General features: G+C 66.6%; 23 protein-coding genes and 3 tRNA genes. 1 reads left to right on the forward strand and 25 read right to left on the reverse strand.

Annotation, left to right across the window (positions count from 1 at the left end):
* Positions 1 to 8: 8 nt before the first annotated feature.
* The 14 genes from rpoB to rplJ all read right to left on the reverse strand — a co-directional run bounded on the left by rpoB (position 9) and on the right by rplJ (position 16,459).
* Entirely contained in the window at positions 9 to 3,500 is a 3,492-nt protein-coding gene (gene rpoB, locus T333_RS13865; protein ID WP_354998934.1) for a DNA-directed RNA polymerase subunit beta, read from the reverse strand.
* Positions 3,501 to 3,977: 477 nt separating this feature from the next.
* On the reverse strand, positions 3,978 to 4,658 hold the full coding sequence (locus T333_RS13870) for a hypothetical protein (RefSeq protein ID WP_496424654.1): 681 nt from the start codon (positions 4,656 to 4,658) through the stop codon (positions 3,978 to 3,980).
* A complete protein-coding gene (locus T333_RS13875; RefSeq protein ID WP_496424655.1) occupies positions 4,655 to 5,275 on the reverse strand; it encodes a hypothetical protein in 621 nt (206 codons plus the stop codon). Before T333_RS13875 ends, T333_RS13870 begins: the two co-directional genes overlap by 4 nt.
* A gap of 30 nt (positions 5,276 to 5,305) precedes the next feature.
* A complete protein-coding gene (locus tag T333_RS13880; RefSeq protein WP_496424656.1) occupies positions 5,306 to 6,547 on the reverse strand; it encodes an MCE family protein in 1,242 nt (413 codons plus the stop codon).
* Positions 6,544 to 7,794: an MCE family protein gene (locus tag T333_RS13885; protein ID WP_496424657.1), complete on the reverse strand. Its 1,251-nt coding sequence runs from the start codon at positions 7,792 to 7,794 to the stop codon at positions 6,544 to 6,546. The genes T333_RS13880 and T333_RS13885 overlap by 4 nt, the downstream gene beginning before the upstream one ends.
* Positions 7,791 to 9,062 carry an MCE family protein gene (locus T333_RS13890; protein ID WP_496424658.1) on the reverse strand — a complete coding sequence of 424 codons (1,272 nt, stop codon included), beginning with the start codon at positions 9,060 to 9,062 and terminating at the stop codon, positions 7,791 to 7,793. Before T333_RS13890 ends, T333_RS13885 begins: the two co-directional genes overlap by 4 nt.
* Position 9,063: 1 nt before the next feature.
* A complete protein-coding gene (locus tag T333_RS13895; RefSeq protein WP_354998929.1) occupies positions 9,064 to 10,074 on the reverse strand; it encodes an MCE family protein in 1,011 nt (336 codons plus the stop codon).
* A complete protein-coding gene (locus tag T333_RS13900; RefSeq protein WP_496424659.1) occupies positions 10,074 to 11,150 on the reverse strand; it encodes an MCE family protein in 1,077 nt (358 codons plus the stop codon). Before T333_RS13900 ends, T333_RS13895 begins: the two co-directional genes overlap by 1 nt.
* Complete coding sequence (locus T333_RS13905; RefSeq protein ID WP_354998927.1) at positions 11,147 to 12,493, reverse strand: MCE family protein; 1,347 nt, start codon at positions 12,491 to 12,493, stop codon at positions 11,147 to 11,149. Before T333_RS13905 ends, T333_RS13900 begins: the two co-directional genes overlap by 4 nt.
* Positions 12,490 to 13,356 (reverse strand): MlaE family ABC transporter permease, encoded by an 867-nt coding sequence (locus T333_RS13910; protein WP_354998926.1) that lies wholly within the window; start codon positions 13,354 to 13,356, stop codon positions 12,490 to 12,492. The genes T333_RS13905 and T333_RS13910 overlap by 4 nt, the downstream gene beginning before the upstream one ends.
* 3 nt (positions 13,357 to 13,359) lie before the next feature.
* Complete coding sequence (locus T333_RS13915; protein WP_357251547.1) at positions 13,360 to 14,067, reverse strand: MlaE family ABC transporter permease; 708 nt, start codon at positions 14,065 to 14,067, stop codon at positions 13,360 to 13,362.
* 96 nt (positions 14,068 to 14,163) lie between these two features.
* A complete protein-coding gene (locus tag T333_RS13920) occupies positions 14,164 to 15,240 on the reverse strand; it encodes an ABC transporter ATP-binding protein (RefSeq protein WP_354998925.1) in 1,077 nt (358 codons plus the stop codon).
* A gap of 244 nt (positions 15,241 to 15,484) precedes the next feature.
* Positions 15,485 to 15,865 (reverse strand): 50S ribosomal protein L7/L12, encoded by a 381-nt coding sequence (rplL, locus tag T333_RS13925; protein WP_067791435.1) that lies wholly within the window; start codon positions 15,863 to 15,865, stop codon positions 15,485 to 15,487.
* 60 nt (positions 15,866 to 15,925) lie between these two features.
* Entirely contained in the window at positions 15,926 to 16,459 is a 534-nt protein-coding gene (rplJ, locus tag T333_RS13930) for a 50S ribosomal protein L10 (protein WP_067791433.1), read from the reverse strand.
* Positions 16,460 to 16,908: 449 nt separating this feature from the next.
* Here rplJ and T333_RS13935 point away from each other — a divergent pair, with 449 nt between their 5' ends.
* Positions 16,909 to 18,531 carry an MFS transporter gene (locus T333_RS13935; protein WP_496424660.1) on the forward strand — a complete coding sequence of 541 codons (1,623 nt, stop codon included), beginning with the start codon at positions 16,909 to 16,911 and terminating at the stop codon, positions 18,529 to 18,531.
* Between the two features lie 46 nt (positions 18,532 to 18,577).
* On the opposite strand, the gene T333_RS13940 is transcribed toward T333_RS13935, so the two are convergent.
* The 11 genes from T333_RS13940 to T333_RS13990 all read right to left on the reverse strand — a co-directional run bounded on the left by T333_RS13940 (position 18,578) and on the right by T333_RS13990 (position 24,206).
* Positions 18,578 to 18,991: a type II toxin-antitoxin system VapC family toxin gene (locus tag T333_RS13940; protein ID WP_354998923.1), complete on the reverse strand. Its 414-nt coding sequence runs from the start codon at positions 18,989 to 18,991 to the stop codon at positions 18,578 to 18,580.
* Positions 18,988 to 19,239 (reverse strand): AbrB/MazE/SpoVT family DNA-binding domain-containing protein, encoded by a 252-nt coding sequence (locus tag T333_RS13945; RefSeq protein ID WP_354998922.1) that lies wholly within the window; start codon positions 19,237 to 19,239, stop codon positions 18,988 to 18,990. The genes T333_RS13940 and T333_RS13945 overlap by 4 nt, the downstream gene beginning before the upstream one ends.
* 138 nt (positions 19,240 to 19,377) lie before the next feature.
* A complete protein-coding gene (gene rplA / locus T333_RS13950) occupies positions 19,378 to 20,091 on the reverse strand; it encodes a 50S ribosomal protein L1 (protein WP_354998921.1) in 714 nt (237 codons plus the stop codon).
* A gap of 111 nt (positions 20,092 to 20,202) precedes the next feature.
* On the reverse strand, positions 20,203 to 20,637 hold the full coding sequence (rplK, locus tag T333_RS13955) for a 50S ribosomal protein L11 (RefSeq protein ID WP_354998920.1): 435 nt from the start codon (positions 20,635 to 20,637) through the stop codon (positions 20,203 to 20,205).
* Positions 20,638 to 20,881: 244 nt separating this feature from the next.
* On the reverse strand, positions 20,882 to 21,658 hold the full coding sequence (gene nusG / locus T333_RS13960) for a transcription termination/antitermination protein NusG (protein WP_354999045.1): 777 nt from the start codon (positions 21,656 to 21,658) through the stop codon (positions 20,882 to 20,884).
* Positions 21,659 to 21,773: 115 nt separating this feature from the next.
* Complete coding sequence (gene secE / locus T333_RS13965; RefSeq protein WP_354998919.1) at positions 21,774 to 22,166, reverse strand: preprotein translocase subunit SecE; 393 nt, start codon at positions 22,164 to 22,166, stop codon at positions 21,774 to 21,776.
* Positions 22,167 to 22,197: 31 nt separating this feature from the next.
* A tRNA-Trp gene (locus T333_RS13970) sits at positions 22,198 to 22,270 on the reverse strand.
* A gap of 239 nt (positions 22,271 to 22,509) precedes the next feature.
* Positions 22,510 to 23,577: a fused (3R)-hydroxyacyl-ACP dehydratase subunits HadA/HadB gene (locus T333_RS13975; protein ID WP_354999044.1), complete on the reverse strand. Its 1,068-nt coding sequence runs from the start codon at positions 23,575 to 23,577 to the stop codon at positions 22,510 to 22,512.
* 186 nt (positions 23,578 to 23,763) lie between these two features.
* On the reverse strand, positions 23,764 to 23,934 hold the full coding sequence (gene rpmG / locus T333_RS13980) for a 50S ribosomal protein L33 (RefSeq protein WP_011211653.1): 171 nt from the start codon (positions 23,932 to 23,934) through the stop codon (positions 23,764 to 23,766).
* A 41-nt stretch (positions 23,935 to 23,975) separates the two neighbouring features.
* Positions 23,976 to 24,051 (reverse strand) — tRNA-Met (locus T333_RS13985).
* An 82-nt stretch (positions 24,052 to 24,133) separates the two neighbouring features.
* Positions 24,134 to 24,206, reverse strand: a tRNA-Thr gene (locus tag T333_RS13990).
* Between the last annotated feature and the right edge of the window lie 732 nt (positions 24,207 to 24,938).

Genomic DNA, 24,938 nt, shown 5'->3' on the forward strand with positions numbered 1-24,938 from the left:
CCGACCGCCTAGTTCGCCAAATCGTCGACGGTGGCCGCTTCGTTCCTGGACAGGTTGATGCCCAGGTTCGCCGCGGCGCGCTCCAGGTCCTCGTCCTCGCCTTCGCGCAGCTCGATCGCGGCGCCGTCCGAAGACAGCACCTCGACGTTGAGGCACAGCGACTGGAGTTCCTTGAGGAGCACCTTGAACGACTCCGGAATGCCCGGCTCCGGAATGTTCTCGCCCTTCACGATCGCCTCGTAGACCTTCACGCGGCCCACGACGTCGTCGGACTTGATGGTGAGCAGTTCCTGCAGCGTGTACGCCGCGCCGTAGGCCTGCATGGCCCAGCACTCCATCTCACCGAAGCGCTGACCACCGAACTGCGCCTTACCACCGAGCGGCTGCTGGGTGATCATCGAGTACGGACCGGTCGAACGCGCGTGGATCTTGTCGTCGACCAGGTGGTGCAGCTTCAGGATGTACATGTAGCCGACCGCCACCGGGTACGGGAACGGCTCGCCGGAGCGGCCGTCGAACAGGGTGGCCTTGCCGTTGTCGTCGACCATGCGCTCGCCGTCGCGGTTCGGCAGGGTCGAGGACAGCAGACCGGTCAGCTCCTCCTCGCGGGCGCCGTCGAACACCGGGGTGGCGATGTTCGAGTCGGCGGGCGCGCCCAACATCTCCTCCGGCAGGCTCTTGGCCCAGTCGGGGTTGCCCTCGACCTGCCAGCCCGCCTTGCCGATCCAGCCCAGATGGGTTTCCAGGATCTGGCCGATGTTCATTCGACGCGGCACACCGTGGGTGTTGAGGATGATGTCGACCGGGGTACCGTCCGGCAGGAACGGCATGTCCTCGGTCGGCAGGATCTTGCCGATCACACCCTTGTTGCCGTGACGACCGGCGAGCTTGTCACCGTCCTGGATCTTGCGCTTCTGCGCCACGTACACCCGGACCAGCTCGTTCACACCCGGCGGCAGGTCGTCCTCGTCATCACGGGAGAACACGCGGATGCCGATGACCTTGCCGGACTCACCGTGGGGCACCTTCAGCGAGGTATCACGCACCTCGCGGGCCTTCTCACCGAAGATCGCCCGCAGCAACCGCTCCTCCGGGGTCAGCTCGGTCTCACCCTTCGGGGTCACCTTGCCGACCAGGATGTCACCATCGCGAACCTCGGCGCCGATGCGCACGATGCCCCGCTCGTCCAGGTCGGCGAGCACCTCGTCGGAGACGTTCGGGATGTCGCGGGTGATCTCCTCGGCGCCCAGCTTGGTGTCGCGGGCGTCGATCTCGTGCTCTTCGATGTGGATCGAGGTGAGGACGTCCTCTTCCACGAGGCGCTGCGACAGGATGATCGCGTCCTCGTAGTTGTGGCCTTCCCACGGCATGATCGCCACGAGCAGGTTCTTGCCGAGGGCCATCTCACCGTTCTCGGTGCACGGACCGTCGGCCAGGACCTGGCCCTTCTCCACCCGCTGGCCCTCGTCCACGATGGGCCGCTGGTTGGAGCAGGTGCCCTGGTTCGAGCGAGCGAACTTCCGCATCCGGTAGGACTTGCGGGTGCCGTCGTCGGCCATGACCGTGACGTAGTCGGCGGAGACTTCCTCGACCACACCGGACTTCTCGTTCACCACGACATCGCCGGCGTCGGTCGCGGCGCGCAGCTCCATGCCGGTGCCCACGATCGGGGCTTCGGAACGGATCAGCGGCACGGCCTGACGCTGCATGTTCGCGCCCATGAGGGCACGGTTGGCGTCGTCGTGCTCGAGGAACGGGATCATGGCGGTCGCGACCGACACCATCTGGCGCGGCGAGACGTCCATGTAGGTCACCTCGGTCGGGGCGACGAACTCCATCTCCTCGTTGCCGCGGCGCGCGAGCACCCGCTCTTCGAGGAAGTTGCCGTCGGCGTCGACCGGCGAGTTCGCCTGGGCGCGGACCTCGCGGTCCTCCTCGTCGGCGGTGAGGTACTTGACCTCGTCGGTGACCCGGCCCTCGACGACCTTGCGGTACGGGGTCTCGATGAAGCCGAACGGGTTGACCCGCGCGTACACCGACAGCGAGCCGATCAGGCCGATGTTCGGGCCTTCCGGGGTCTCGATCGGGCACATGCGGCCGTAGTGCGACGGGTGGACGTCTCGGACTTCCAGGCCGGCGCGCTCACGGGACAGACCACCCGGGCCGAGCGCCGAGAGACGACGCTTGTGGGTCAGACCCGACAGCGGGTTGTTCTGGTCCATGAACTGCGACAGCTGGGAAGTTCCGAAGAACTCCTTGATCGCGGCGACGACCGGACGGATGTTGATCAGGGTCTGCGGCGTGATCGCCTCGACGTCCTGGGTGGTCATCCGCTCACGGACGACGCGCTCCATACGAGAGAGACCGACCCGGATCTGGTTCTGGATCAGCTCGCCGACGGTGCGCAGGCGACGGTTGCCGAAGTGGTCGATGTCGTCGACCTCGACCGGCACCTCTTCGCCGCCGGGCGCGGTCATGACCTTGTCGCCCGCGTGCAGGCGAACCAGGTACTCGATGGTGGTGACGATGTCTTCGCGCGTCAGCACCGAACCGATGACCGGCTCGTTGAGGTGGATGCCCAGCTTCTTGTTGATCTTGTAGCGACCGACGCGAGCCAGGTCGTAGCGCTTCTCCTTGAAGAACAGGTTCTCCAGCAGGGTCTGCGCGGACTCCTTGGTCGGCGGCTCGCCCGGACGCAGCTTGCGGTAGATGTCCAGCAGCGCCTCGTCCTGACCGGCGGTGTTGTCCTTCTCGAGGGTGGACATCATGATCTCGGAGAAGCCGAAGCGCTCGACGATCTCCTCGGTGGTCCAGCCCAGCGCCTTGAGCAGCACGGTGACCGGCTGACGGCGCTTGCGGTCGATGCGCACGCCGACGGTGTCGCGCTTGTCGACGTCGAACTCCAGCCACGCGCCGCGCGACGGGATGACACGCACGCTGTGCAGGTCCTTCTCGGTGCCCTTGTCGATGGTGTGATCGAAGTAGACGCCCGGGGAGCGGACCAGCTGCGAGACGACGACACGCTCGGTGCCGTTGATGATGAACGTGCCCTTGTCGGTCATCATCGGGAAATCACCCATGAAGACCGTCTGGCTCTTGATCTCGCCGGTGTTGTTGTTGATGAACTCCGCGGTGACGAACAACGGCGCCGCGTAGGTCATGTCCTTTTCTTTGCACTCATCGATCGAGGCCTTGACCTCTTCGAAGCGCGGATCCGAGAAGGACAGGGACATGGAGCCGGAGAAGTCCTCGATCGGCGACAGCTCCTCGAGCACCTCCTCGAGTCCACCGACAAGGCCGACGTCGCCGCGAGCGGCCGCGCGCTCACGCCATTCCGACGAACCGACCAACCAGGAGAACGATTCCGTTTGTAGATCGAGAAGACCCGGCACTTCCAAGGGTTCACGGATCTTCGCGAAGGAGACCCGCTTGGGGGCTCCAGGGATACCGGCAACTGCCTTGGTCTGGGTGGAGACTGCCAAGATGCGTCCTTCCAGCACCTCACGCGCGTCGCGTGGTGGTCCGCGACCGTCGCTTGCTTCTGCTACGAATTCCGCTGGTCACAACCCGAACGAAACCCGAACAGGCAACAACGGAAGTAACACCGGAAGGCGAAACTTACGTGTGCGAATCGAGGTATGGACAGGAGGCAGCCAGCGCAAAGTCCAAACCTACACCCCTGAACACGGGGGTGTCAAAGTACCACCCGTGTGATCCTCCACGCCGCTGGCGCGCCGTGGCCTTGGCCACCCTGGGCCGTGGTCGCACGCACGCCGCGTCGTAGGCAAGCGGCCGGTCTGCCGACCCCGCGCGGGCGATGCCCGGCACCCGGATCGCTGGCTGCGTCGAGGGCCACGGGGCGGCTGAAACCACTTGTGACAGCTGCCGCTGTTGTGAATAGCGTGACGGGTCGGGCGAAACTCGTCAAGTGCCCGGACCGACCTGCCCCCGCCGGAATACGGTCGCGCGGACCAAGATCACTGGTCGACGATGCCGCTGGCCAGCCAGCGACCGTCCACCTTCTGCATCCGCAGCACCACGGGACCCGCCACGCTCTGCTGGGCCACGCCGTCCTTGGTAGCGCTCACCACGAGATTCACCAGCAGTTCGGCGCGGTCCTCGGTGAGCATCGTCACCCCGATCGGGTCGGCCTTCGCGTCGGCGCTGGTCCGGGCCTGCCGGATGGCGTCGATCGTGGTGGCCGCGAACTGGTCGAGATCGGCGAGCATCTCGCCGGTGACGACTTGGCGCACCGCGGCCTCGTAGCCGTCGATGTGCGCGATGTCGTAGCCGTAGATCGTGCGCAGCGCGTGGTCGGCGGCGGCGCGCACCTCCTCGGTCGCGCTGGTGTCGAGGAGTGCCCGGTTCTCGTCGGGGACGCCGGGACGTTGCGCGGCGACGACGGCGAATCCGGCCAGCAGCACGGCCGCGATCAGCGCGGCCGCGACGGGCGCCCAGGAACCCGCCGACCGAAGGCGAGGGGGTGTGAACCGGCGCGGCCGACGCTCGGCGGCGACGGCCTGCTTTTCCCTGGTCGGGACGTCGCGCGGCGCGGTCGGGCGCGCCGAGGTGACCTTGGGCCTGCGCGTCGGACGCGCGGCGGGCTGGGTGGTGCGCCGTTTCGGCGTGACCCGGTTGACCGGGCGGCGGGTGTTCATCGCGGTCCCTCCTGCGCGGGCGCCCCCTCGGTCGGCGCGGGCGTCCCCGGCTGTCCGAGCCCGGCCGGGCCGGGCCCCTCCAGCAGCACCGGCTGGGTGAGCGAAGCGACCTGCTCGGCCTTCCAGACCTCGCCGTCCTTGGTCATGTCGAGGCTCCACGTGTACCGGTAGTCGGAGACCGACTTGTCCGGCTTCGACTCGGTCACCTGGAGCACCACCAGCGCCGAGGCCTTGTCCCGTTCGCTGTTCAGCGAGGTGAGTGCGGCCCCGAGCACCTTGGACTTCATGGCGACACCCGACTGCGCGGCCATCTGCTCGGACTGCTGCCGATTCTTCTCCGCCGACTCCAGGATCGGCCCGGTCATCGACGACCTGGCCAGTGCGAGCGAGCCGGGCACGTCGTCGAGGTTCATCGAGGTCATGTTGAGCGCGGCCTGTCGCGCGGCGTCCAGCGCGGAATCGCGCGCGTCGGCCCGCGGACCGTCGGTGAAGAACGCCGCGCGCACCCAGCCACCGCCGAACCACAGCGCGGCCACGAGGGCGACGGCGAGCGCGCCGAGCGCCAGCGCGCGCACCGCGACCGGCGGGCGGCCCGAACCAGACGGATCAATACTCACGACTCAGCACCATAACGTCATCCTTCCTGGTCACCGCTTCGGCGTGACTCCCATCAGGGTGGCGAGCTGCACGGCGATCGGGTTCAGGTTCAGCTTGTCCGGGTCGACTTTGGGGTTGTCGTCCCAGGGCTGCGCGATGCTCGGATCGGCCAGCTCGGCCCGCTCGCCGCCCCGGACTGCGGTCGGATTGCCGAACGGCACAAGGCATTTCGCGTCCGTGTTGAACGGGAACTCGTCGCGGGTGTCGTCGAAGTCCGGGTTCTGCGCCTTCATCTGCTCGAGAATGCGCTGGGTGCCCTCGTAGCCGACGGTGCAGGCGGGCGGGTTGTTGGTCTCGAGCACAAGGCCGAAGTGGCTGGTCCCGTCGCCGGGCGCGGTCGCCGACGCGCCGAGGGACAGCTGCGGCAGCATCTGCAGCAGCGGACGCAGCGCGTAGAACTTGGGCGAGATCCCCTGCAGCAGCACCCGCAGGTTGGCCAGGTCCTCGGTGAGCGCGCCGCCGCTCTCGTCGAGCAGTGCGCCGAACTGTTCGCCCGCGTCGGCGCCGGTGCCGATCAGCCTGCGTATCGCGGGGTCGCTGGAGCGCAGCTGCGCGGTCAGCCGGTCGAGGCCGTCGCTGAAGCGCCGGATGGCGGCGGCTTGCTCGGCCTGGGTGCCGAACACCACCCTGCCGTCGCGGATCAGCTGGACGGTCTGCGGCAGCGTCTCGTGGAACGTGGTGGTGAACTCGTTGAGCGACTGCAGGAGGACGTGCAGGTCCTCGCCCTTGCCGTCGAAGGCCTTGCCCAGCTCGGTGACGGTGGTGTTCAACGCCTCCAGATCCACCGTCCTGGTGAAGTGGTCGACGCTGGAGACCAGCTGTTCCACCGGAACGGGCGTCTGCGCCCCGCTGATCACCGAGCCTTCCTTCAGGTACGGACCGCTGTCGCTGTCCGGCCGCAGGTCGACGTACTGCTCGCCGATGGCCGAGCGGTTCGCCACCACGGCCTCGGCCGAGGCGGGTATGCGCGGTGAGTCCGAGTCGATGACCAGCGTCATGCTGACGCCCTCGTCGGTCAGCGCCAAGTCGCCGACCCGGCCGACCGGGACGCCGCGATAGGTCACCTCGGCGCCCTTGTAGATGCCGCCGGTCTGCTCGGCGTCGACGCGCACCTCGTAGTGGCCGAAGCCGAGCATGTGATCGAGCCGGATGTACTTGGCGCCGACGAAGATCACGCCGACCACCGCGAGCACCAGGAAGACGACCAGCTGGTTGCGAACGAGACGGGTCATCGCGGCTCACCCCCTGCCTCGGGCGGCGTCACGCCGAGTTGTTCCAGCAGCGGGCCGAGCGGGTTCGGCATGGGCGCGCCCGGCGCGGGCAGCACCGCCATGGTCGGCGGCAGCGGAATCAGCGACACCGTCGGCCAGCCCGGCCGCGGACCGTTGCCGCCGTAGTACGGGTTGGACGGGTCCACGTTCACCGGCGGGCCGTAGGGCGGCGGGATGTACACCGGATCCGGTTTGCCGACGCCGAGATTGCTCAGCGTGACGCCGATCTGCTGGTCCACCGAGAGCCACGTGTTGACCTGGCCGCCGAAGGTGCCCTCCAGCGCGGAATCGGGGAACGGGTAGGTCGGAATCAGCGGGAACGCGGTCACCAGATCCGGCGCGGCGCGGCCGAGTTCCTGCAGCGTCGGGCGCAGCGAGTTCAGATCGCGGATCAGGTCGTTCTTCGCGGTATTGATGACGTCGAAGCCCGCCTGCCCCAGCCGGTCCAGCTGGGCGAGCAACGAAATCAACTCCGGCCGTTGTTCTTCCAAGATCCGTATGCCATCGGGCAGTTCGTCGAGAATCTTGCCGATCGACTCGGTCTGGGTGCTGACCCGGCTGCTGAGCGTGGCGAGACCGTCGATGGCCCGCGTGATGTCGTCCACCTGCTCGTTCAGCCCGCCGATCAAGGTGTTGGCCTGCTCGAGCAGCGAACGAACCTTGCCCTCGCGGCCGCCGAAGGTCTTGTTCAACTCGCTGACGATCGGTTGCAGTTGCGCGACGCCGCCGCCGTTGAGCAGCAGCGACATGGCGCCGAGCACCTGCTCGATCTCAGTGGCGTGCCTGGTGTGCTCGACCGGGATCACCGCGCCGTCGGTCAGCCTCGCCGGATCCGGGTCCGCGACGGGCGGTGCGAGCTCGATGAACTTCTCGCCGAGCAGATTCGACTGCCGTACCTCGGCCCTGGCATTGGCGGGCAGGTCGACCGAGGAGTCGATCAGCGCGCGAACACTGGCGGTCCAGCCGTCTCCCGCGAGCGCGATGTCCTCGACCCGGCCCACCGGCACGCCTTCGACCTTCACCGCGGACTGTGGCACCAAATCGAGCACGTCGTCGAAATGGATATCGATGTGGATGGGATGCGGGCCGACGTCGGCGCCGCCGGGCAGCGGCACGCTGTAGATGCCGTCGGAGGCGCACGAGCTGATCAGCGCGGCCGAGACCGCGAGCACTCCCGCGCTCAGCCCGCGGGCGATGGTCGTCCTCATCGCTCACCTCCCTGCTCGGACGGCGGCAACTGGTTCGACGGCGTGCCGGGCACCGTCCCTGGCACGGGGTCGCGCTGCAGGTTCTCCCCGGAGAGGATGCCGAACGGCAGGATCAGCGTGGGAGTCTGCACCCCCGCGGTGATCTGGTCGGTGATCTCCTTGCAGTGGTCGAGCAGCGGACGCATCTGACGGCCGAGCGCCTCGAAGCGCGGATCGCCGGGCATCAGCTTCGACAGGTCGAGCATCCGGCAGATCGTGCCGAAAGGATCCTGCAGATCGGTGAAGTTGGCGCGCATGTCGAGGGTGCCGGACTCGGCGTTGTGGATGTTGACCAGGTTGCTCAGCGCGACCGGAATCACCGGAAGCGCGGCGGCGAGGTCGTCGCGCTGGTCGGCCAGCGTCTTGGTGAGCGTGGTCAGCGCGGCGGCGTTCTCCGCGACCAGCGCGCGGTTGTCATCGATGAACCGGGCGACGTCGCCGAGCGCGATCGAGAGCAAGTGCAGCGCGTCGCCGAGGTTCTGCCGCTCGTCGGCCAGGAATCCGGCGAGATCGGCCAGCTGCCCGTTGAATTCGCGCACCTGCTGATCGTTGCGCGCCAGCATGCTCACGAAGTTCTGCAGGTTCTCGACGGTCTCGAAGATGTCGCCACGCGCCTCGGACAGGTACCTGACCGCGCCGGAGAGCTGGCTGATGCTGTTGGCCAGCGCCTCGCCGTTGCCCGCCAGGTTGGCCGCCGAGGTGCGCACCAGCTCGTTCACCGCGCCCTCTTTGTTGGCGCCGTCTGGGCCGAGGGCTTCGCTGAGTTCGGTGATGCTCCGGTAGAGCTCGTCGACCTCGACCGGGGTGACCGTGCGTTCCCGCGGAATAGTCGCAGTGCGACCCATTTTCGGCCCGCCGCGGTAGACCGGCGTCAGCTGGATATAGCGGTCCGCGACGACCGACGGGGTGATCTGCGCGGCCTGCGCGTCGGCGGGCACGTCGTAGCCCCGGTCGACGCTCAGCACGACCTTCACCTGGTCGCCCATCGGCTCGACCGACTCGACCCGACCCACCGGCACGCCGAGGATGCGCACGTCGGAGCCCTCGTAGATGCCGACCGAGCTGTCGAAGTAGGCGGTGATCTTGGTGGTGGTCAGTCGGTCGAAGCCCCACCACAGCACCCACCCTGCGACGAGCACCAGGACGACACCGAGCGTGATACCGATCTTGGTGCCCCGCCCCGACTCCCGGAACGCGGTGAGCGGATCGCTGCGCCAGCTCGCGGCCACGTCAGTTACCTCCCATCTCGCGTACCGGATCCCGGTAGCCGGGGATCTCCGGCAGTGCGGGCGGCAGCAGGTTGACGATCACCGCGTCGAACCACCGGCCGGTGCCGAGCACGTTGGCGTACAGGCCGTAGAAGGGCGCCGCGAGTTCCAGCGTCTTGGAGATGTTCTGCTGGTTGTCGTTGAGCATCTCGATCGCGGCGGCCAGGTTGGTCAGCGCCGGACCGATCTGCTCGGAGTTGTCCGCGACCAGCGCGCTCAGCTCGACCGACACCGACTTGGCGCCGACGAGCAGCTGGTGGATGGCCTGCTGGCGGATGTTCAGCTCGGCGAGCAGCTGACCGCCGGAGGCGAGCAGCCGCTCGAACTCGGCGTTGCGGTCGGCGAGCACCTCGGTGGTCCGGCGCGTGGCCTTGAACAGCCGCTTCAGTTCCTCGTCGCGCTTGGCCAGCGTCTCCGAGAGCCGCGCGACGCCGTCGATGGAGCCGCGGATCTCCGGCGGCGTCGTCTCGAACGCCTCGGAGAGCACCCGCATACTGGTGGCCAGCTGTTCGGTGTCGATCTCCTCGATGTTGGCCGCCGCGTCCGAGAACGCGTCGATCACGTCGTAGGGAGACACGGTGCGCGACAACGGGATCGGCTTGTCCGGGTCGGCGGGACGGGAGCCGCGCGGATCGAGTGCGAGGTACTTCTGGCCGAGCAGCGTCTTGATCTGGATCGAAGCGGTGGTCTCGCTGCCGATCCAGGCGTCCTTGGTGCGGAACTCGACGACCACCCGGTCGCCCGCCAGGCGAACATCGGAGACCGAGCCGACCTTCACGCCGGCGATGCGGACCTCGTTGCCCTTCTTCAGTCCCGCTGCCTCGGAGAACTCGGCGGTGTACCTGGTGCCGGCGCCGATGATCGGCAGCCGGTCCAGCGCGAACGCCGACATCGTCACCAGCACGACCATGGCCAGGCCGAGCACGCCGAGGAAGACCGGGCTGCGCTTGCCGAGGAGGATGCGATCGTCCATCAGCGGGCCTTCCCGTGGCAGCGCGGCGCGGCGTTCGTGTACAGCGGCTGGTTGATCGTCGGCAGGCTCGCCGGCAGCTCGAGCTGCGGCGCGTCCACCGCGCCCGGGCCGACCACGATGTCGATGCCGCACAGGTAGAACTGGAACCAGGAACCGTAACTGCCCACCCTGCCGAGCTTTTCCATCTTCACCGGCAGCGTGGCCAGCGCCTGGTTCACCTCGTCGGAGCGTTCGTTCAGCGTCCCGGTGAGCTGGTTCAGTCCCGCGATCGTGCCCTGCAGCGAAGGCCTGGTGGGGACGAGCAGCTCCGAGGTGGCCGTGGTCAGATCGCCCAGCGAGCTGATCGAGCGGCCGACGGTGTCGCGTTCGGCGGCCAGGCCGGAGACCAGCGCCTCGGTGTTGACGATGAGCTCGTCGAACTGGTCGTCGCGCTCGTTGACCGTCTCCAGCACGGCGGTCAGATTCTCCACCAGCTGGCCGATGACCGCGTCCTTGTCGGCGATCTTGTTGGTCAGGCTCGCGGTGCTGGCCACCAGGTCGTGGATGGTGCCCTGCTCGCCCTGGAAGACCTGGATGATCTCGAAGGAGAGCTTGTTCACGTCCTCGGCGGTCAGCGTGCGGAACAGCGGGCGGAAACCGTTGAACAGTGTGGTCAGGTTCAGCGCGGGCCTGGTCTGCTCCAGCGGGATGGTGCCGCCCTCGTTGAGCTTGCGGCCCTGTTCGCCGGTGCCCTGCTCCAGCGCGATGTAGCGCTGGCCGACCAGGTTGCGGTACCGGATGGTCGCGGTGGTGGAGGCGGGCAGCCAATCGCGGTCGGTGAGTTCGAATTTCACCTCGGCCAGCCGCTTGTCCACGATCGCGATGTCGGTGACCTTGCCGACCCGCACGCCCGCGATGCGCACCTCGTCGCCCGGGTTGAGCGCGGTGACGTCGGTGAACCTGGCCTTGAACAGCGTGCCGCCGCCGGTGTAGTTGGCGATCGACAGACCGAGCAGCGTGGTGGCGAACAGCGTCACCGCGACGAAGATGATCAGCTTGGTCAGCGGTCCGCCGAGCCCGCGTAGCTTCTCGTTCATCGCACCGTCACCTCGCTGCCACGGAAGGCGGGCGCCGCGATCCTGGTCATCCAGCTCGGCACGTCGTCCGGCGAAACACCTTGCGCCGCACCGTAGATCGCGCCGAGCGACCGCTGCTCCCGCGGCGAGCCCGCCAGTGTCGGCACCTGCGCGGCCGGGTAGACGCCGAACTGCGGCACGGGCAACCTGCCGCTCTCCTGGTCACCCGGGTAGCGGCTCGGCACCGCGTAGGAGCCGTCGTTGTTCGGGCCGCCGGTGTATTGGCCCGGGTCGACGTTCACCGGGTATTCGGGGAGGCACCAGGGCCCACGGGTGTCCAGCCAGCGCGGTTCGTCCTGGTTGGGCAGGTATCTACCGCGGGTGTTGGTCAACTCGATCGTCACCCGGGAGCCCGGCCGGTCGGTGCCCATGCCGAAGAGCTCGTCGATGCGCGGCTTCATCTTCGCGAAGTTGGCCAGCGCGCACGGGTAGCTCGGCGAGTACATGGCGAGCAGTTCCAGCGCGGGCCGGGAATCGGCGGAGACGTCGATGATGTTGTCGCGGTTGACGAGAAAGAAGTCGGCGGCGCTCGACGAAGTCGGCGTGAGCACGGCGTAGAGGGTGTCGATGTCCGAACGCCGCTGCACGATGGTGGCATTGGTGGTGCGCAGGTTGTCCAGCGCGTCGATGATCTGCGGCGCGGCGTCGGAGTACACCGCGGCGGTCTCGGCGAAAGTGCGCAGACCCTCTTGCAGTTCCGGCAGCACGCCGTTGATGTCGCGGAAGATCGTGTCCAGCTTGTCCACGGTCTCGCCGAGGGCGAAGCCCTGACCGGACAACGCCTGAGAGAGCGCGCCGAGCGTGGCGGCAAGATCCTGCGGCGGGATCGCCTGCAGCAGCGGAAGCAGATCGTCGAGCAGCTTGCTGATCTCGATGGCGTTGCCGCTGGCGTCCTGGTACAGGGTGACGCCGTCGGTGAGGTGCTGCGGGCTGGGATCCTCGGGGATCACCAGATCCACATAACGCTCGCCGAACAGGGTCTTCGGCAGCAGCCGCGCGGTCGCGTTCACCGGAATCTGCTCGGCCTTACCGGGATCGATGGCCAGATCGAGGGTGACCTTGCCGCCCTCGGACCGGCTCGACCGCACCTCGCCGACCGGCACACCGCGCACCTTCACATCGGCGTTCTTGCTCAGCACGTTGCCGACGCTGTCGGTTATCAGCTCCACGTCGACGGTCCTGACGAACTGCTTGTTGTAGATCGCGACGGTCGTCCACAGGAACAGCCCGACGATCACGAAGAACGCGATCCCCAGCAGCCGCACCCGGGTCTTCTCCGTGGACCGCCACGCGCGGCCACTCATCCCGCCACCCGCACGGTCGTGGTCGTCCCCCAGATCGCCAGGCTGAGGAAGAAGTCGAGGATGTTCACCAGCACGATCGCGGCGCGCACCGCGCGACCGACGGCGACGCCGACGCCCGCGGGTCCGCCGGTGGCGGTGAAGCCGTAGTAGCAGTGCACCAGGATGATGACGAACGCGAAGATCAGCACCTTGAGGAACGAATAGAGCACGTCCTCCGGTGGCAGGAACAGGCTGAAATAGTGGTCGTAGGAACCGCTGGATTGGCCGTTGAACCAGATGCTGACCGAGCGCGAGGCGAAGTAGGCGCCGAGCAGGCCGACGATGTAGAGCGGGATGACCGCGAGAAAGCCGGCGATCACCCGGGTGGTCACCAGGAACGGCACGCCGGGCACCGCCATCACCTCGAGCGCGTCGATCTCCTCGGAGATCCGCATCGCGCCCAGCTGCGCGGTGAAGCCACAGCCCACCGTCGCCGAGAGCGCCAATGCCGCCACCAGCGGGGCAATTTCCCGGGTGTTGATGTAGGCGGTGAGGAAGCCGGTGAGCACGGAGCTGCCCAGCGCGTCGAGCGCCTTGAAGCCCTGCAGGCCGACCACGACGCCGACCGAGCCGGACATGAAGACGATGACGCCGATGGTCCCGCCGATCACCGCGAGCGCGCCGGAGCCGAAGGTCACCTCGGCCAGCAACCGCATGACCTCTTTGCGGTAGTGCACCGCGGTGCGCGGAATCCACGCGATGGCACGCGAGTAGAACGACATCTGCTCGCCCGCGCGGTCGATGACGTTCAGCGGCCCGCGCGCGATCTCGCCCGCCCGGCGGGCCGATTTGGCGAGCACCGGGCTGCGGTAGGAGGTGGCCATCTGTCAGGAGCCCTTGGCCGGGACGACCTGCAGATAGACCAGTGTCAGAACGAGATTGACGAAGAAGAGGACCAGGAATGTGATCACGACGGACTGGTTCACCGCGTCACCGACTCCTTTCGGCCCCCCTTGTGGATGCAACCCCTTGTACGCGGCGATCACCCCCGCGAGCAGACCGAAGATCGCCGCCTTGATCTCGCCGATCCACAGGTCTGGCAGCTGCGCCAGCGCGGAGAACGACGAGAGGTACGCGCCGGGCGTTCCGCCCTGCAGCAGCACGTTGAAGAAATAGCCGCCCGCGATGCCGACGACCGACACCAACCCGTTGAGCAGCACCGCGACCAGCGTCATGCCGAGCACTCTCGGAACCACCAGCCGCGCCACCGGATCGACGCCGAGCACCTCCATGGCGTCGATCTCCTCGCGGATGGTGCGCGCGCCGAGATCGGCGGCGACCGCCGACCCGGCCGCACCCGCGATGATCAGCGCGGTCACCACCGGCGCGGCTTGCTGCACGGTGGCGAGCACGCTGGTGGCTCCGGTGAACGACTCGGCGCCGAGCTGCTTGATCAGCGAACCGGTCTGCAGCGCGACGACCGCGCCGAACGGGATGGCCACCAGCGCGCTCGGCAAGATCGAGACGCTGGCGATGAACCACGATTGCTCGATGAACTCACGCCACTGGAACGGGCGGCGGAACATCTTGCGCATCACGTCGACGAAGAGCGCAAAGACGTTGCCCGCCTGGGCAAACGCCGACTCGACTGGAGTCCGCACACGGGCCAGAGTCGAGTTCACGGGCGTATGTTACCCGTTGGTTGTGTTGTGGCGCACGGTGGTGTCGAACGAGTCGCCCTGGTAGCTGGCGACACTGGGGGCGTTGTACGACATCACTTGTGTGTCGTCGTTCTCCGCCATCGATTCGCGGATCGCCACCTGCGCGGCGTGCGGCAGGGTGTGCATGATCTCCATAACGCGCGCTTTGCGGCGGATCACCGCTTGGCGCACCGGCATGCCGGGCGTGGCCTTCATCTGCGGGATGATGCCCTCGACCTCTTCGGCGCCACCGTGATGGTGGCCCGCGTCCACGAGCGCCTGCTCGCGCGCCATCTGGGCCTCGTCCTTCTCCTCGGACATGCCGATCGGGCCGATCATGCGGCCGTTGAGGAACTGCTTGACCACCGGCTCCTCGGAGGTGAGCAGCACCTCGCGCGGACCGAACATGACCAGCTGGCGGCGGAACAGCATGCCGATGTTGTCGGGCACGGTGCGCGCCAGGTTGATGTTGTGGGTGACGATGAGGATCGTGGCGTCGATCTGGGCGTTGATGTCGATCAGCAGCTGGCTCAGGTAGGAGGTACGGACCGGGTCCAGACCGGAGTCGGGCTCGTCGACCAGGATGATCTGCGGGTCGAGTACCAGGGCGCGGGCCAGACCGGCGCGCTTGCGCATACCGCCGGAGATCTCGCCGGGCAGCTTGCCCTCCGCACCGAGCAGACCGGTCAGCTCGAGCTTCTCCATGACGATCTTCTTGATCTCGGACTCGCTCTTCTTCGTGTGCTCCCGAAGCGGGAACGCGACGTTGTCGAAGAGGTTCATCGAGCCGAACAGCGCGCCGTCCTGGAACAGCACGCCGAAGAGCTTGCGGATCTCGTAGAGCTCCTTGTTGGAGCAGGTGGTGATGTCGGTGCCGTCGATGAAGATCGAGCCGCGCTCGGGCCGCAGCAGGCCGATCAGCGACTTCAGGAACACCGACTTACCGGTACCCGAGGGACCGAGTAGCGCGCTCACCTCGCCGGAGGGCAAGGTCAGACTGACATCCTGCCAAATTCGCTGCGAACCGAAGGACTTGGTTACACCCTCGGTCCTGACCTCGACGCCCACGCCAACCTCCACATTTCTCAGCGAGCAGCCCACCGGCGAACCGCGCTCGGTTATCGCGGTGCGTCACGTCACAGTGGGTTCGGTCACTGTAACCCATGTGGGAGACGGGGCACACCCCTACCTGACTCCAGAGTAAGCCGAACGCTCTCGCACTTTTCCACAAAACCCGCTCGCATGTCTCCGGAAAATGCGAAACGGGCGGCCCCCAAATTTGGGGACCGCCCGTTCGAAGTAATTCGTGGAATTACTTGACCGAAACCTTGGCGCCGGCCTCTTCCAGCTTCGCCTTGGCGGCCTCGGCGGCCTCCTTGGCGACCTTCTCCAGGATCGGCTTCGGGGCACCCTCGACCAGGTCCTTGGCTTCCTTCAGGCCCAGGCCGGAGACGATCTCGCGGACCACCTTGATGACCTGGATCTTCTTGTCGCCGGCACCCTCGAGGATGACGTCGAACTCGTCCTGCTCCTCGGCGGCCTCGGCCGGAGCGGCAGCGCCACCGACGGCGGCGACGGCGACCGGAGCAGCGGCGGTGACCTCGAACTTCTCCTCGAACTTCTTGACGAAGTCCGACAGCTCGAGCAGGGTCATGTTGCCGAAGGTCTCGAGCAGTTCGTCAACGTTGGCCATTGTTGTTTTCCTTTCGGTAGTTGGTGTCCGTGGGGGCGTGTCGCCCGCGCACAGGGGGAATTACTCGGCGGCTCCGCCTTCGGCGCGCTTCTTCTCCTCCAGCGCGGCGGCCAGGCGGGCCACCTGCGAAGCGGGAGCGTTGAAGAGGCCGGCGGCCTTGGCGAGGTTGCCCTTGAGGGCGCCGGCCAGCTTGGCCAGCAGGACCTCGCGGGTCTCCAGGTCGGCGATCTTCTCGACCTCGGCGACGGACAGCGCGGCGCCGTCCATGTAGCCGCCCTTGATGATGAGCGCCTTGTTGTCCTTGGCGAAGGTCTTGAGCGCCTTGGCCGCGTTGACCGGCTCACCCTGGATGAAGGTGATGGCGGTCGGTCCAACGAACAAGTCGTCGAGGCCCTCCACGCCCGCCTCGGCGGCAGCGCGCTTGACCAGGGTGTTCTTGGCGACGGAGTACGTGGCCTCCGCGCCGAGCGCACGCCGCAGTTCGGTGAGCTTGCCGACCGACAGGCCACGGTATTCCGTGACAACGGTGGCCGTCGAGTTCCGGAACTGTTCCGCGATCTCCTCGACCGCGGTGACCTTCTCAGCCTTTGCCATACTTCGCCTCCTCTCTGGATGTCGGTTCGGGTACACGAACTACCGATCCAAGAGCCCGGCGACAAAACGAACGCCCCGGACGCAAGGCGTTCCGGGGCGCGAAGGAAAAATCAACACGAGCCACAGGACTCGAATCGACTCCCAGCCTCGGTTCTTCCCTGCGTGGGCCGCCGGCAATGTCGCCGGACCTTCGACCGAACCCATGCGGGATCGGCGACCAACGGTCTTCGGTAGAACGGATTGGGTAGCGATCGAACTCGTCGATAACTGTCGTCCACAGTACCTGGCGCCCCCCTCATCTGCCAAAACGGCCCTTGGTTCGGCGCGAATCGGAACCGTTCGGCGACCGAATTGTTGTGGCGCACGTCACTTTTCGGAACCGAATGTGTCGGACATCGCGCTCGGCAAGTGTTACCAAGAGTGACAGATACCTGCTTAGCTGCTGGACTATGGCAATCTCCATAGTCGATCCACCGGTGTTGCTGGAACGACGCAACCAGCGCTTTCTCGCTCTGGCAGTCATCTGCCTTGCCGAATTGCTGGTCGTCCTCGACAACACCATCGTCAACGTGGCCCTCCCCTCGATCGGTGTCGAGCTGGCCACCGGTGTCAGCGGCCTGCAATGGGTCGTCGACGCGTACACCCTGACTTTCGCTGGGTTGTTGCTCGCTTTCGGCAACCTCGGCGACCGCTACGGCCGCCGGAAGGTGATGGTCATCGGCCTGATCGGCGTCGCCGTCATGTCCGTCGGTGGCGCACTGTCGGATTCGATGGGCGCGGTCATCACGGCCCGCGCGGCCATGGGCGTGTTCGCCGCGGCCGTCTTCCCCGCCACCCTCGCCCTGATCATCAACATCTTCACCGACCGACGCGAGCGGGCGCTGGCCATCGCGGCGTGGACGGCCATGGCGGGCTTCGCCATCGCCATCGGCCCGATCTCCGGCGGTTGGCTGCTCGAGCACTTCAGCTGGCACTCGGTCTTCTGGATCAATGTGCCGGTGGCGCTGGTCGCGCTGGTCGCCACGCTGCTGTGGGTGCCGGAATCGCGCTCCGCGCATGTCGGCAGGCTGGATCTGCCCGGCATCGCGCTGTCCATCGCGGGCATCACGCTGCTCGTCTGGTCCATCATCGAGGCGCCGCACTACGGCTGGCTGTCGGTCACCACGTTGACCGCGGGCGCGCTCGGCGTCGCGCTGCTCGCCGCGTTCATCGCGTGGGAATTGCGCACGGCGGCGCCGATTCTGGATATGCGTTTGTTCCGCGATCGGCGTTTTTCGATGCCCGCGTTGTCGATTGCCGTCGGCTATTTCTCGATGTTCGGATTTCTGTTCCTGATCACCCAGTATTTCCAAGGGGTGCGCGAGTACACGCCGCTCGAATTCGGTATCGCCTCATTGCCGTTCGCGTTCTCGGTCGCCATCGGCGCGCCCGTCGCGACATTGCTCGCGCAACGCTGGGGCACCACGCCGGTGATCGTCTTCGGCCTGCTGCTCACCGGACTGGGGCTCTACCTGGGCGGCCAGGTGACGGTGGACAGCGGCTACGTCACCGACGTGCTGCCCTCGATGGTGTCGATGGCGCTCGGCCTGGCCATCGTCCAGGGCCCGGCCACCGAATCCATCATGTCCTCGCTGCCGTTGAACGAGGCGGGCGCGGGTTCGGCGGTCAACGACACCACCCGCGAGATCGGCGGCACCCTCGGCGTCGCCGTCCTCGGCTCGATCGTGGCCTCCTACTACACGACCCGCGTCTCGCCGCTGCTCGACCGCGTGCCGAGCACCCTGATGAACGAGGATCAGAAGAGCCTGGTCGCGGCCAGCCCGCTCAGCGTGCTGGAACTCCGTAAACGCGAACTCCCCGCGTTCCTCGAATCCCAGCGCGAAAACCTCATCACCGCAATGAAAACCGCCGCGCTCCAGGGTTCCCACGCGGCATCGCTGGTCGCCGCGGGCGCGGTCGTCGTCTGCGCACTGCTCGTCGCCCTCTTCCTCCCGTGGGGCGCCCAAAGCGGCGAGTCCGTCCTCCTCGCCTGGCGGGAATCCGCTGGCTCCGATCAGGATTCGCCCGACTAGGGTCGACGACCTGATTCCGTGGTCCTGTTGTGGCCGGCCCACGGAATCACTCGTCGGACCCCTGCTCGCCGGGTTCGATCCGGGTGATCGTGCCGACCTTGTCGATCCCTCTGTCGAACGAGGCGACCCCGGAATCGGCGTCGACCTCTGCGAGCGCAATCAGGTACGCGTCCGCGAACGAGAGCCGGTGGTGCTCATAGACGTCGATCGTTCGCATCAACAGAGCGGGGTCATCTGTGACGATGTTCCGCGAACCGACCAGCGCCCTGGCCAATGCCGCCACCTCCGGCCGGGCAACTCGGTAGACGCTCTGGAGCACATACACGGTTTCCGCCAGGATCAAGTCCGCGAGATGCAGAGCATCGGCTTGTGCCAGAAATGAAGTGGCACGGCGGCCCATCTCCGGCGGATCCTGCGTTAGATGTCGGACCACGACATTGGTATCGAGGAAGACGGTCACGCGTCCCCTTCCCGCCATTGCGCGGCCCACGCCGCGTCTCGGATCTCGTCCCAAGATTTTCCCCGCACTTGGGGCGGAACCGACACACTTCCAGCCAGCTCCAGAAGGTCCGGAGTCCGAGCGAGCACCACGATCTGTCCCTCCACCCGGAAGTGGACGTTGTCACCGACCTGCAGATCCAGCGCATCGCGCACCGCCTTCGGGACCGTCAGCTGGCCCTTCGACGTCAATCGAGCTAGCGCGTCCATCATTTCTCCTTACCTACCCCTTGAAGTAAGGATACCTCCGGCCAGCAATGGTAAGCCCCCGGAAACGCGCCGAGGGCGGGAACGCGGTTGCGTTCCCGCCCTCGGCGGCTTGGTGAGGTCAGGGGACCTCGGTGCTGCTTACGCGTCCTCTTCGAGGAGGTTGCGGGTGCGGTTCGGGTCCACCGGGATGCCCGGTCCGGTGTTCGTCGAGACCGTCACCTTCTTGACGTAGCGGCCCTTGGCGGTCGACGGCTTGGCACGCAGGATCTCGTCCAGCGCGGCGCCGTAGTTCTCCACCAGCTTGGCCTCTTCGAAGGAGGCCTTGCCGATCACGAAGTGCAGGTTCGCCTGCTTGTCGACGCGGAAGTTGATCTTGCCGCCCTTGATGTCGTTGACGGCCTTGGTCACATCGGGGGTGACCGTGCCCGTCTTCGGGTTCGGCATCAGACCGCGCGGGCCGAGGACACGCGCGATGCGGCCGACCTTGGCCATCTGGTCCGGGGTGGCGATCGCGGCGTCGAAGTCCAGCCAGCCGCCCTGGATCCGCTCGATCAGGTCCTCGGCGCCGACGGCGTCCGCACCGGCGGCCTCGGCCTCAGCGGCCTTGTCGCCGACCGCGAACACGATGACGCGGGCGGTCTTACCGGTGCCGTGCGGCAGGTTGACGGTGCCGCGGACCATCTGGTCGGCCTTGCGGGGGTCGACGCCGAGCCGAACGGCGACCTCGACGGTCGCGTCGGTCTTGGTGGTCGCGGTCTCCTTCGCCAGACGCGCGGCGGCCAGCGGCGAGTACAGCTTGGTGCGATCGACCTTCTCGGCCGCGGCGAGATACGCCTTGCTTCGCTTTGCCATGATTCTCTGTCCTTAAAGTATTTGGTTCAGAAGTGGTTTCCGGGTCTGGCCGACCCTCCCACCGAGTTCTGCGGCTTACGCCGCTGCGCTCGACTGAAGCCTTCGCTTCGCTCAGGCCTCGACGGTGATACCCATCGAGCGCGCGGTGCCCGCGATGATCTTCGCCGCCTGGTCCAGGTCGTTGGCGTTGAGATCTTCCATCTTGGTCTTGGCGATCTCGCGAACCTGGTCCATGGTCACCTTGGCGACCTTGGTGCGGTGCGGCTCGGCCGAGCCCTTCTGCACACCGGCGGCCTTGAGCAGCAGCCTGGCGGCGGGCGGGGTCTTCAGCTTGAAGTCGAAGGTCCGGTCTTCGTAAACGGAGATCTCGACCGGGATGACGTTGCCACGCTGCGACTCGGTCGCCGCGTTGTACGCCTTGCAGAACTCCATGATGTTGACGCCGTGCTGACCGAGGGCGGGACCAACGGGCGGAGCCGGGTTCGCCGCGCCGGCCTGGATCTGCAGCTTGATGATCCCGGCGAGCTTCTTCTTCTTGGGGGGCATCTTTCTTCCTTGGTTTCGGGTCCTTACGGTTGCCGTAAGCCTGTTGCGGGCTGAGCCCACATCCGGGCACGCGGCCCGGCGCTCGCGAACGAATCCGGCTGACGCTGTTCGGATCCGCGCACGAACCCATACACCTTACCGGGGGGCCTGCCCTCGTCCTTCGGGTGGGGCCGGTTGCCCGCGCCATCCGGTCGGACGCACTCCGCCCTCGGTCCCGGCGGCCGGGGCGAGGGCGGAGATCGGATTAAATCTTGGCGACCTGGGTGAACGCGAGCTCGACCGGCGTCTCGCGACCGAAGATCGAGACCAGCACCTTGAGCTTCTGCTGCTCGGCGTTGACCTCCGAGATGCTGGCGGGCAGCGTCGCGAACGGGCCGTCCATGACGGTGACCGACTCGCCGACCTCGAAGTCGACCTCGATGACCGGCTTGGGCGCCACCTCGGCGGCGCTTTCGGCGCTCGCGGCAGCCGCGGCGGCGGCCGGGGCCTTCTTCTGCTGCGCGGCCGGGACCAGGAACTTCACCACGTCATCGATGGACAGCGGCGAGGGCCGCGAGGTGGCGCCGACGAACCCGGTGACACCGGGGGTGTTGCGCACCGCGCCCCACGACTCGTCGTTGAGCTCCATGCGGACCAGGATGTAGCCGGGCAGCACCTTGCGATTGACGTGCTTGCGCTGGCCGTTCTTGATCTCGGTGACCTCTTCGGTCGGCACCTCGACCTGGAAGATGTACTCCTCGAGGTCCAGGTTCTGCACGCGGGTCTCGAGGTTGGCCTTCACCTTGTTCTCGTAACCGGCGTAGGAGTGGATGACGTACCAGTCACCGGGGGCGCGCCGCAGCGCGGCCTTCATCTCGGCGACGGGATCCGCCGGCTCGGCATCGATCGGGGTAGCGGGTGCGGATTCCTCGACCACAGCTTCTTCGACGGCCGCGGCCTCTTCCGCCTCGTTCTCGGCGGGCTCCACCACTGCGTCGTCGACCGGGAACTCGTCGTTTGTGTCGTTCTCCGGGGTGCTCACTAGGGCACTCGCTTCCTGTGTCGTCACGTACATCCTCTGCGTGCCGGGCCGGGCGCGGCGGATTGCTCCCGCCGGTCCGCCCCCGGGATCGGCTACCGGCGTCGGCGTCGTACTACTAGCCGAACAGCCAGTCGACACCCTTGACGAACGCCAGATCCATCCCGCTGATGAACGCGACCATGAAGACCACGAACACCAGAACAACGCTCGTATAGGTGACCATCTGCTTCCGGTTGGGCCAGATCACCTTGCGCAGTTCCGCGATGACCTCTCGCAGGAACTTGATCAAACGCGAGAACGGATTGCCCGATCCTTCGCGCTTGGCCTTTCCGGCAGTCTTGTCCTTCTTGGGCGACGTCCGGTCGATCGTGGCGATCGAGCCGGTGTCGACCGACGTGGAGCCAGAACGGGCCCGCCGCGCGGACCGCTTTCCGCTCGGCCGACTCACCGCGGCGGTGCCATCGCCTTCGTCGGCCGCGCCGTGGCGAGGTTCCCGCTCGTCACTCACGTCGATCCTCTCTCCGTCGCTGGCTTAAGGGCAGGGGCGACAGGACTTGAACCTGCAACCTGCGGTTTTGGAGACCGCTGCTCTGCCAATTGAGCTACGCCCCTTTGGTTTGGACGGTGGAACTCGGTGTCCGAACCATTGTCTGTATTCAGTTGTCGCTCTGGTCCACACAACACGCGCGCTGCCTCGGCGGTTGCCGGCTCCCATGGGCAGTCCTTCGGAGATCGTCCTCCGGACCGCCTGGAACCAGCCCCACAGAGCAGCGCGCAGCGGCTGGTGACCCCAGAAACCTGAGTGTACGTTACCGCCTAGGCCAATAGCCAATCAGGGTCGATCGACCAGGTCAGGCCAGTTGCACGGTAGCCGTCGCGCGGCCGAAGATCTTCTTGCCCGCCGACTTCGCCACGATGGCGACGACCGCGGTCCGGGTCTCCGGATCCACGGATTTCACCTTACCCGTGTACTCGATTTCGGCCGCCTCGTCGGAGCCGACATAGACCGGGCTGGTGAAGCGGACGTTGTATTCCTTGACCGCGCCGGGATCGCCGAGCCAGGAGGTGATGAAACCGCCACCGAGGCCCATCGTGAGCATGCCGTGCGCGACCACGTTGTCCAGGCCGACGAGCTTGACCACGTCGTCGCTCCAGTGGATGGGGTTGGCGTCGCCCGAGACGCCCGCGTAGTTGACCAGATCGCCGCGGGTGAGGCGGACGATGCGGGTGGGCAGTTCGTCGCCGACGGAGACGTCCTCGAAATTGATCGCGTGCTTGCTCGGCGCGACCTCCGGGATGACGGCGATCGGGATGGGCTGCTCGCTGCGCGCGGCGGTGCGCGGGTGGTGATCGGGCACTTCCTCGCCGATGCCGTGCATGAGCACGTTGCGGACCGCGTCGGCGAGGTTGGGGTCGATGTCGGCACCACTGCGGCCGACGAGCGTGGTGTAGGTGGTGAGCACCAGCTCGTCGTTCTGCCCGGTGACGATGTTCTTGGTGACGATGATGTCGCCACCGAAGGCCTGCCGGAAGGAGTGCAGGTAGACGTCGCAGGTCAGCTGGTCGCCGACCCGGATGGGCCGGTGAAATTCCAGGATCTGGTCGGTCTGCATGATCTGGCTGAGGTCGTAGCCCGTGACGATCTGCTCGAAGAGCTTGCGCTGGGCCAGGATGCCGACCAGGGAGATGAAAGTGAGGGGCGCGAGGAGGCCGTCGTAGCCGTATTCGGCGGCGACGTCCTCGTCCCAGTGCACCGGGTGGTAGTCCTGCACGGCGCGGGCATATTCGCGGACCTTCTCGCGGCCGACCTCGTAGTAGTCGTCGACGCGGTAGTGGTGACCGACCATGGCCGCGGCGTGGGTGGCGGGATCGAGATCCGCCTCGCTCACCTGGACCGCTTCTTCAGTACCGGTGTTGATTGTCACGGGAAGAATGTACCTATCTGACCCCGCACCCCGGGGTCGGCGAGCGTTCACCACCGCACCCGACCGTAGAAAGCGCTCAGGGCCGGACGGATGTCCGGCCCTGCACAGCTTCACGGTTCCGAGATCCCGGGATCAGCGTCCCGGTTGCCCTGCACGCGGCGATTTCACGCGTGGATGGGATCAGCGGGATTCGCGGTGCGCCCGGTGCGTGCCGCAGTTCGGGCAGAACTTCTTCAGCTCCAGCCGGTCCGGGTCGTTGCGCCGGTTCTTCTTGGTGATGTAGTTGCGGTGCTTGCACTGCTCGCAGGCCAAGGTGATCTTTGGCCGGACATCGGTGGACTTCGCGGCCACGACTTTCCTTCTTTCCGGTACCTGATGGGCGTAATCGGTTTTGGTAGCGATGGCCGGACTTGAACCGGCGACACAACGATTATGAGTCGTTTGCTCTACCGACTGAGCTACACCGCCACGGCGTCGCATTGCAGTGGTGCGAGCCCAGCCCCACGACCATGGGTGCGATGCCGAGTCGGTCACCACCGGCAATCCGGCGAGCCCCCTAACGGAATCGAACCGTTGACCTTTTCCTTACCATGGAAACGCTCTGCCGACTGAGCTAAGGGGGCATGACTACTTCCGCACCGTGATCCGTCTTCTCGACCCCGGGGCGGCGAAGTCTTGAACGAGATTACACACCCAACGCTCACACTTCCAAATTCCGAGGTCAGAGCCGGTTTTTTGCACACGAGCAAACACCCCGAATGCACCCCCTGGAGCACCGCTGACAACCAACCCCGACTCGAGCAAAGTCATCGAGCCGAACCCGCGATGGACGCTCCACAACACTCGCCCTTGGGCGCTGCCGTCAGTAGCTGCACGTTTGGCGGCGAGAGCCTCCCGGCCGTGCAGCTTCCGCTCTTTCGCAGCCGACTCCCCTGAGGAGAAGATCCACCCGCAGAAAAGCAAGTGGGACCAGCGAATCCGCCAAAGGTTCGCGTCCACCCAAGGACCTGGGAGCGCAAAGAGCGTCCAAGATCACAGGCATCCAGGCCGCGGAGCCCCCGACCACACCGGAAAGCTCCGGCCCGCCTGAAACACCATCCATGTCGAGCAGCACTTGCCTTGGCGAACTCCGCACTTCGACGGAGAGCGAGGCAAACCCCTTGTCCTCGGAGCAGCCGCGTTTCGAAACCACCTCGAAATCGAGCGATGGACCAACCGCCACTTCCCCACGAAACGCAACCACTGCAAGGGGGGTCCGGGGGGCGAAGCCCCGCCGGGCGGGGCGTGGGGGTTGCACCCCCCACAAAACACAAAGAGAGCGAGCCGGCGCGCGCTCTCCGCGCGCATGGCTCGCC

The sequence above is a fragment of the Nocardia sp. CNS-044 genome (assembly GCF_059570515.1).

Excerpts from the sequence above, each read along its gene's own strand:
- T333_RS13870 (WP_496424654.1), bottom strand. The coding sequence starts at position 4,658 with ATGAACACCCGCCGCCCGGTCAACCGGGTCACGCCGAAACGGCGCACC.
- T333_RS13880 (WP_496424656.1), bottom strand. The coding sequence starts at position 6,547 with ATGACCCGTCTCGTTCGCAACCAGCTGGTCGTCTTCCTGGTGCTCGCG.
- T333_RS13885 (WP_496424657.1), bottom strand. The coding sequence starts at position 7,794 with ATGAGGACGACCATCGCCCGCGGGCTGAGCGCGGGAGTGCTCGCGGTC.
- T333_RS13895 (WP_354998929.1), bottom strand. The coding sequence starts at position 10,074 with ATGGACGATCGCATCCTCCTCGGCAAGCGCAGCCCGGTCTTCCTCGGC.
- T333_RS13900 (WP_496424659.1), bottom strand. The coding sequence starts at position 11,150 with ATGAACGAGAAGCTACGCGGGCTCGGCGGACCGCTGACCAAGCTGATC.
- T333_RS13905 (WP_354998927.1), bottom strand. The coding sequence starts at position 12,493 with ATGAGTGGCCGCGCGTGGCGGTCCACGGAGAAGACCCGGGTGCGGCTG.
- T333_RS13910 (WP_354998926.1), bottom strand. The coding sequence starts at position 13,356 with ATGGCCACCTCCTACCGCAGCCCGGTGCTCGCCAAATCGGCCCGCCGG.
- T333_RS13915 (WP_357251547.1), bottom strand. The coding sequence starts at position 14,067 with ATGCGCAAGATGTTCCGCCGCCCGTTCCAGTGGCGTGAGTTCATCGAG.
- rplL (WP_067791435.1), bottom strand. The coding sequence starts at position 15,865 with ATGGCCAACGTTGACGAACTGCTCGAGACCTTCGGCAACATGACCCTG.
- rplJ (WP_067791433.1), bottom strand. The coding sequence starts at position 16,459 with ATGGCAAAGGCTGAGAAGGTCACCGCGGTCGAGGAGATCGCGGAACAG.
- T333_RS13935 (WP_496424660.1), top strand. The coding sequence starts at position 16,909 with ATGGCAATCTCCATAGTCGATCCACCGGTGTTGCTGGAACGACGCAAC.
- T333_RS13945 (WP_354998922.1), bottom strand. The coding sequence starts at position 19,239 with ATGGACGCGCTAGCTCGATTGACGTCGAAGGGCCAGCTGACGGTCCCG.
- rplA (WP_354998921.1), bottom strand. The coding sequence starts at position 20,091 with ATGGCAAAGCGAAGCAAGGCGTATCTCGCCGCGGCCGAGAAGGTCGAT.
- rplK (WP_354998920.1), bottom strand. The coding sequence starts at position 20,637 with ATGCCCCCCAAGAAGAAGAAGCTCGCCGGGATCATCAAGCTGCAGATC.